This is a genomic window from Bacteroides sp. Phil13, from assembly GCF_001940965.1.
In the GTDB taxonomy this organism is placed as follows: domain Bacteria; phylum Bacteroidota; class Bacteroidia; order Bacteroidales; family Bacteroidaceae; genus Bacteroides; species Bacteroides intestinalis.
The window spans coordinates 1-6,867 of sequence record NZ_MSHA01000004.1 but is presented as its reverse complement, the minus strand read 5'-3'; the positions used below and the strand labels follow the sequence as shown (position 1 = coordinate 6,867).

Annotated in this window: 13 protein-coding genes; all 13 read left to right on the top strand. The window is 34.8% G+C overall.

Annotated elements, in window-relative coordinates; all coding sequences use genetic code 11:
• Positions 1-680: phage head morphogenesis protein (locus tag BWI44_RS00770; RefSeq protein ID WP_286810390.1), on the top strand; the 680-nt coding region annotated here is incomplete at its 5' end.
• 52 nt (positions 681-732) lie between these two features.
• Entirely contained in the window at positions 733-939 is a 207-nt protein-coding gene (locus tag BWI44_RS00765; RefSeq protein WP_286810388.1) for a hypothetical protein, read from the top strand.
• Complete coding sequence (locus BWI44_RS00760) at positions 932-1,213, top strand: hypothetical protein (protein WP_286810386.1); 282 nt, start codon at positions 932-934, stop codon at positions 1,211-1,213. Before BWI44_RS00765 ends, BWI44_RS00760 begins: the two co-directional genes overlap by 8 nt.
• A gap of 74 nt (positions 1,214-1,287) precedes the next feature.
• On the top strand, positions 1,288-1,890 hold the full coding sequence (locus BWI44_RS00755) for a DUF2213 domain-containing protein (RefSeq protein ID WP_286810384.1): 603 nt from the start codon (positions 1,288-1,290) through the stop codon (positions 1,888-1,890).
• Between the two features lies 1 nt (position 1,891).
• Positions 1,892-2,521, top strand: a complete 630-nt coding sequence (locus tag BWI44_RS00750; protein WP_286810382.1) for a hypothetical protein — start codon at positions 1,892-1,894, stop codon at positions 2,519-2,521.
• 2 nt (positions 2,522-2,523) lie between these two features.
• A complete protein-coding gene (locus tag BWI44_RS00745) occupies positions 2,524-3,030 on the top strand; it encodes a structural cement protein Gp24 (protein WP_286810381.1) in 507 nt (168 codons plus the stop codon).
• A 19-nt stretch (positions 3,031-3,049) separates the two neighbouring features.
• Positions 3,050-4,099: a DUF2184 domain-containing protein gene (locus tag BWI44_RS00740; RefSeq protein WP_286810379.1), complete on the top strand. Its 1,050-nt coding sequence runs from the start codon at positions 3,050-3,052 to the stop codon at positions 4,097-4,099.
• A 13-nt stretch (positions 4,100-4,112) separates the two neighbouring features.
• Positions 4,113-4,505: a hypothetical protein gene (locus BWI44_RS00735; RefSeq protein ID WP_286810377.1), complete on the top strand. Its 393-nt coding sequence runs from the start codon at positions 4,113-4,115 to the stop codon at positions 4,503-4,505.
• Positions 4,506-4,555: 50 nt separating this feature from the next.
• The gene (locus BWI44_RS00730) at positions 4,556-5,041 is read left to right on the top strand and encodes a DUF4054 domain-containing protein (RefSeq protein ID WP_286810375.1); all 486 of its coding nucleotides are present in this window, start codon (positions 4,556-4,558) and stop codon (positions 5,039-5,041) included.
• On the top strand, positions 5,034-5,552 hold the full coding sequence (locus tag BWI44_RS00725; protein ID WP_286810373.1) for a phage virion morphogenesis protein: 519 nt from the start codon (positions 5,034-5,036) through the stop codon (positions 5,550-5,552). The genes BWI44_RS00730 and BWI44_RS00725 overlap by 8 nt, the downstream gene beginning before the upstream one ends.
• Positions 5,549-5,911, top strand: a complete 363-nt coding sequence (locus BWI44_RS00720; protein WP_286810371.1) for a hypothetical protein — start codon at positions 5,549-5,551, stop codon at positions 5,909-5,911. Before BWI44_RS00725 ends, BWI44_RS00720 begins: the two co-directional genes overlap by 4 nt.
• 4 nt (positions 5,912-5,915) lie before the next feature.
• Positions 5,916-6,425 carry a phage neck terminator protein gene (locus tag BWI44_RS00715; protein WP_286810370.1) on the top strand — a complete coding sequence of 170 codons (510 nt, stop codon included), beginning with the start codon at positions 5,916-5,918 and terminating at the stop codon, positions 6,423-6,425.
• A gap of 1 nt (position 6,426) precedes the next feature.
• Positions 6,427-6,867: DUF3383 family protein (locus tag BWI44_RS00710; RefSeq protein ID WP_286810369.1), on the top strand; the 441-nt coding region annotated here is incomplete at its 3' end.

Below are 6,867 nucleotides of genomic sequence, written 5' to 3'. Positions count from 1 at the left end.
ATAATAACTATATTAATTCTATTGTTAAAAGAATGGTGCTTCCAGTATCAAAAATAAATGCTTCTACTTGGCGCAAAGCTGCTCGTAAAGCTACTAAGTATTATATACTATATAGACTATTAAAGCAAAACATAAATAATGGTTTAGAAGCTTCAATACAAAGCCAAATAAACAGAAATGCTACTATAATATCTACACTTCCTTTAGATATTTCTAAAAGAGTAGTAGAAGATGTAAGAAAAACTACGTTTGAAGGCTTAAGAGCTACAGAAATATCTAAAATAATAAGAGAAAAAACAATACAACATGCTAGAGCTTCAGTAAAACTTATCGCAAGGACTGAAGTTTCAAAAACTCAAACGGCTTTGACTAGAGCTAGAGCTGAAAATGTTGAGAAGCTGTGGTATGTATGGAGAACTGAAGAAGATGCTAGAGTTAGAGATTCTCATAAGACTATGGACGACGTGCTTATAAAATGGCAAGATCCTCCTTCTCCAGAATTACTTACTGGTTTACCACCAGCTAAAAACAATGCTTACTATCATGCTGGAGAAATATATAATTGTAGATGTTATCCAGAAGTATTGCTTGACATAAATGATGTAAAGTGGCCTCATAAAGTTTATCTTAATGGTTCAATAAAGTTTATGAGTAAAAAAGATTTTAAAGAAATTTTCTAAAACCCTTTACAAAATAACAATAATATGATATAATAAATTAGGGAGGAAAATTATGGATAAGCTTCTATTAGCTATAGATAAATTGACCAGAGACGAAGCTAGTGTAGAATATAAAATAATCTATATAGATGCTAATGATAAACTTTCTGTTGGAACATCTAAATTCCCAATAAGCTATAGCAAAAATAGAATAACGAAAGAATATAAGAAAAGCAATCCGTATTGCTATAAAGTTCTGGAGGTTATAAAATATGAGTGATAAGCTTTCAAAAGCCATCAAAACTTTAGACGTTCCAAGAAGGAATATGCGAACAGTAGCAAACAATATTAAAGTAATTTCCGAAGAAGCTAAGAAAGACCTCAAAAGAATAGAACAGATTATAAATAAATTTAATTCTTATAATAATAAATACTCTTCTATAATGAATTATCTTTCTAAAGAAGAAGCTGAAGAATTAGATGCATTGCTTCCTGATTCGTATCAAAGATGGATGCTTATACAGGACTTTGAAAAAGAAGTAAAAAGCTTGTAAGATTTCAAGTTGATAAGCAAAGGAGGTGTAAATGTTTGGCTAAATCTTATTATGGTTCTAAAATATCAGATAATATGGCTAGAACTCCAGAAGGCTTTTTAATCTGTTTTAATGTTCCTATCGGTAGAACTGGGGAATATAAATATTTAGGTTCAGAAGTCGGAGATGGAGGTAATGAAATAATATCAGTTTATAGGACTGAAGAAGAGCTTTTTGATCAGTTGACTCTTGCTTCTTTTGAAGGTAAAGCTTTTACTGATGATCATCCAATAGATGATGTAACTCCAGATAATTGGAGTATATATGCAAAAGGTGAGCTTTCGAACGTACGTAGAGGAAAAGGAGAATATGCAGATTGCATAGTAGCTGATATTATAGTCAGAGATCCAGTCACTATAAGTGAAATAGAAACAGGTATAAAAAGAGAAGTTTCGTCTGGATATACTTGCGATTATATAGAAAAGAATGGTAAAACATATCAATCAAACATAAGAGGTAATCATGTGAGCTTAGTGAAAAATGGAAGAGCTGGTTCACGTGTTAGTATAAAAGATAAAGCAATAGAAAACAATAAAAATAATATTAAAATAGCTCAAGCTTTGCTTGCTATCAGCAACAACAAGCCAAATAACACCTTTAAGAATAAAGTAAAAGATAACATAAAGGGAGGTAAATGAAATGTCTGCTAAAGACGCAATGGTAAAGTTTCTTAAGAAGCTCAAGTCTATGGATTCTGTTCCTGAGGAAGTGATTGATGCAGCTTGCGAGATGGCTGATGAATCTACCGAAGGAGAAGTCATTGAGGAAACTAAAGATGAATCTGCGGAGAACATCGAAAAGATTGTCAATGACGCTATTTCTAAAGCTCTCAAGGATGCTGGCTTGGTTAGGGACGAATCAATGTCTGCCCTAGATGCTCTTGACGAAGAGCTTAAGGAGAATAATGAAGTAGAAGAAGAGGAAGAAGAGATTGAAGATACTGAAGGAGAAGAGTCTGTGACTGTAGATCCTAAGGAAATTAAAGATTCTTCTGATTCTATTCGCAAGATTATTGCGGAGATTAAGCCTCAGATTGCATCTATTAAAGATGCAGGAGCTCGTAAAAAGCTTGCTGATTCAGTTGCCAAGCTTGCTAAGGCTCAGAAGACTACTACTACAGATTATAGTTCTATTATGAAAGCTGTTAGTAAAAATAAGGCTTCTGCTGCTAGAGATGCTGAACTCAAGAAGTCTATGATCAATGATTATGAAGTTGGCAGTTCAATTGCTGCTAAGTTTAATCCTCATTATAAGAAGGAGGTCAAGTAAAGATGCCTGGAACTGTTATTGGTATTGCACTTAATAAAGGTTATCCTGGAACTGTTTCTGCTACTGCAGACGCTATTATTCAGAATAGAGTTGCCGATGGAAGCATTGCTTTTGGCAATGCGGTAGTTCTTACTACTGATAATAAGTATAAAGCTGCTGGAGCAGATTTTACGGCAGCTAATTTTGCTGGTATTGCTGTCAGAGAAGTTGTTCAGGCTAATACTTTCGATCCGCAGTCTAATTCTGATTATCTTGATGGCCAGCCTTGCGATGTTCTTACTCGTGGTCAGTGCACTGTAAAGGTTGGAAGAGGTACTCCTGCTGCTGGCGGTACTGTTTATGTTCGTATCGCAGCTAATGCTTCTTATGCTGCTTCTAAAGTAGGTGATATTGAAGCTGCAGCCGATTCTACTAACACTATTGCTCTTGCGAATGTCGAGTTTACTACTGGTTCTGTAGATGCTAATGGCATTGCAGAAATTACTATTAAGACTCGCAATCGTGGTTAATTAGGAAGGAGGTAAACAAATGATTGTACGTGATTCTGGTGCTCAGTTTGGCACTAACAATAATGTAACTGTTATTTCTGATTCTAATCTTGGAAATGGCATGAGTGTTCGTGATGCTGCTGGTATTGCTACTGGTATGGCATTTCTCGAAGGTGAGCTTGAGAAGAGAGATCCTAAGATTCGCGAACCTCTTACTTCAGTAACTTGGCAGAGAGATATCGTTGCTAAGACTGGTGGTGGATGGGTTGATTTCACTTCTACTATGAATGTGGATTATGCTACTACTGGTGGAAATGATGGCGGACTTATTGGCGGTCAGACGGACGTTATTCCTCTAATGCAAGCTAATGTAAATAAAGATATCTTCAAGGTGTTTACTTGGGCTCAGGGTATGAAAGTTCCTTTTGTGGACAATCAGAAGCTGCAGACCATTGGACGTTCTCTTGATGCTATTCTTGATAAGGGCATTCGTCTCAATTACAATAAGTCTATTGATCAGCTTGTATATAAAGGTTTTAGCTCCGTAGGTATTACTGGTCTTGTCAATGACGATAATGTGACTGCTGCTTATGTAGATTATAAAGAGGGCGGTTCTACCGCTGATGATCGTCTTTGGAAGAATAAGACTGTAGACGAGATTCTTTGGGATATTAATAAGGCTATTACTGAACGTTGGGCTGCTTCTGAATATGATGAAGATGCTATTCCGAATCATATTCTTATTCCTCCCGAGAATTATGCTTATATCGTTTCTACTCGTATTGGTACTTCTGGCGATGAAAATATTCTAAGCTATTTGCTTAAGAATAATATGAGCACTGCTCATGGAGTGGATCTTGTTATTGCCCCTTCTCGTTGGTGTATTGCCGCCGGCGTTGGCGGAGTTAATCGTATGATTGTGTATAAAAATGATGAAGATTTCTTGTACTTCGATCTTCCTGTTCCTCTTACTCGTTGCATGACTCAGCCCGTCGCTTTGCAGTTTGCATATATTACTATTTATGCAGCTCAGATGGGGCAGATTAAATATCTTTATACTCAGCCTGTCGGATATTACGACGGTATCTAAGGAGGAATAAACAGTGCAAATTTTTTCAAAAGGTTCTTATCAGTTTGGACCCGGTCATAAAAAGGATGGAAGTGTAGAAAAATTTGTTACTTCTCCTAAAGCTTTTCAGGATATGCCAGAGAAGTTTGCTGATGATCCGCTTTTTAAGGATTGCGTAAAGCTTGGACTCGTTCGTATTGCTGGCAAGTCTACTGTAGAAGAAGTAGAAACTGTCATTAATGATAATGAGGTTGATCCTAAGCAAGCTGAGCTTGAAGAAATCTATGTTAATATTAAAAGCATGGACATTGAGCAGTTGGTTTCTACCGCAGAAGAGCTTGGTCTTTCTTTGACTGGAGATGAAAAAGCGAAGGAGCTTCGTAAGATTATTTATTCTGCTCGTAAGAAAGAAATTATTGGAGAGTAATAATCTGAGATAAATGAAGGAGGAAGAATTGAATGCTTAACTTCTTTAATATGTTAGGGTATACGAATAATGCTCTCGTATTTAATGAGACGTTCAATTCTTCCTCTAACATTTTCATCACAGACAATCCAGAGTTTGATATAGAAAATGATTTCTATTCTATATATCCTCAGTTTAATGGATTGATACCAGAAGCTGTAATAAATATGTTTTATACGGTAGCAGATGCATCATTAAAAGAAAAAAGATTTCATGAATCATGGAAGTTTATGATGTGCTTGTATATAGCTCATCTTTCTACTTTGTATTTGCAGACAGTTAACGAAGATCCCACGGCTAAGTCAGCAATTCAACAAGCTATGCCGAAAGGAATTGCTACTTCTAAATCTGTAGACGGTCTCTCTATAAGCTATGATTTCATGGATGCTAGTTCAGATCTTCATGGATATTCTACTTTTAAGTATACTATTTATGGCCAGCAACTTGCTACATATTGTAAACTATACGGTCATGCTGGGATGTGGGTCAATGGCTGACGTACTATCTGCATTTTCTAAGCTTAGTGAAAAGCATGAAATAATGAAAGCTATAAAAAAGTCTTTAGAATATATTGACTCAAGAGCTGTGTATGTAGGAATTCCTCAAAAGAATAATAGCAGAGAAAGAAGTAGTGAAGAAGGTCCAAGCCAAGTTACTAATGCCGAATTGCTATTTATTCATACGAATGGTTCTCCTATAAATAACATTCCGCCTAGACCAGTTATAGAGCCAGCTATAAAAAGTGATCAACAAAGACTTAATAAAATGTTTAATGAAGCAACTATTTCTGTAATAAAAGGTAAATGTTCTGAAGCAGATAAAAAGCTAGAAGAAATAGGAATAAGAGGGCAAAATGTAAGTAGAGCTTGGTTTACTAATCCAGATAATGGATGGGCTCCTAATTCTCCAGTTACTATAAAAGCTAAAGGTTCTTCTAGACCTCTTATAGATACTGGAGAACTGAGAAAATCTATTACGTATGTCGTAGATAAAGGAGGGAAGCGATGATAAACGTTGGCGAACTTATATATGATCCAGATTTTTGTCAAACAATAACAGTAAAGAGGACAAAATGTTCTATAGTAAATCACAGAGCTTCTTATGTAGAATCTACTTTTCAAGTCACTGCAGTAGTTACTATTGCTGATGTAAAAACATTAGAAATGCTTCCTGAAGCAGATAAACTTTCTGGAGCTATAAATGTATTTACGGAAAATGAACTTTATGTAACATCAAACAGAGAAGAATCTGCTTATATTTCTGATATAGTTTATTTTGAAGGAAAAACGTTTAAAGTAGCAAATACTTTAGGAGATATGCAATATGGTTTTTGTAAATCAGTTTGTGTTTTGATAGAAAGGTCGTGATAACGTGCATTATCTAAATGAATTAGAAGATGCTATATCTGATATTTTAACAAAACATACTGAATATGAATCAAATAATATAATAGTTTCTTATAATAATTTAGGATTTCCATTAGTAAATAAAGACACGGATGCTCTTTACTTTTATATAAATCCAGAAGAAAATGATATATCAAATTTTATAAATCGTCATTATTATGAAGATGGTAAAACTATTGCTCAAAATACAGAAGTTTTTACTATTCATTTTTCAGCTTATGGCTTAAATTCTGTAGATAGAATGAGAAAGCTTTTGCTAGATTGGTATTCATTTCCAGTAAAAGAAAAGCTTTCAAAAGTAGAACTTTATACAATGCCAGACCAGAATAGAGGTCCTATTAGACTCATGGAAAATTATAATGGTCAATGGTGGCAAAGATGCGAATTAGTAGTTAGTGTTTATTGCACGAATTCTAATGAACATGAAGTAGGTTATTATGATAAGTATAATGTAATTATAAAGGAGAGTAGATGATATGGCTATTCCGATTAAAGAAATAATCGATGTAACAGTTAATACTGGTGCTTTAGCCGCAGCAAATGCAACTTATGACATCGGTCTTATTCTTGTAGAATCGTCTTTATTTCCAAGTTCAATTACCAGTAGAACTGCTGTTTATAGTAATACACAAGAAATAATAGAAGCAGGTTTTAGTTCTGATTTAGCTGAAAGAGTATCTATATACTTTTCTCAAAATCCCGCTCCAAGTAAAATTGTTATTGGACGTGCTGATGATTCAGAAAGCTCTTCAGAGACTAAAGCACAAGCTTTTGCTGCTTGCAGAGCAGATAATTCTGATTGGTATGCTTGCTGCTGTCCTACTGCTTCAGACAGTGAACAAGACGAGATTGCTTCTGTAATAGAATCTTTTGATATTCCATCTATCTATGTTTATTCTACTACAGATGCTAATTGT